Annotated in this window: 1 pseudogene; it reads right to left on the reverse strand. The window is 60.4% G+C overall.

Annotation, left to right across the window (positions count from 1 at the left end):
* Positions 1 to 321, reverse strand: a pseudogene (locus tag QMX88_RS29380) (hypothetical protein); the annotation flags it as partial.

The following is a 321-nucleotide window of genomic DNA, read 5'->3' on the forward strand; positions in this document are numbered from 1 at the left end:
GCCCGAGAACCTTCTCGATCGACGGGAATGTGACGGGCGCGGCAACGACGGGAATGCCGTTCCAGTACACGGTCCATACGTCTCCCAGTTCGATGTGCTCCCAAGGCAGGACCGTGACGGTCACCTGTGTATCGGAGCTGTTAATGGGCGAAGGGCTGACCGTCGGCGGTGCGAGGTTTTCGTTGATGGTGGTGTCGGTATCGGGATCGAGCCCGCCGGGCACCGTGCGATTGACGTTGACCGTGCGGATGGCCGATTTTTGCAGATTTTCGGCCTCGTGATCGTACAGCGTGTAAAAGACCTCGCCTTGCGGGGCCTTGA

It is taken from the genome of Pseudomonas sp. PS02290 (genome assembly GCF_029960075.1).
Taxonomy (GTDB): domain Bacteria; phylum Pseudomonadota; class Gammaproteobacteria; order Pseudomonadales; family Pseudomonadaceae; genus Aquipseudomonas.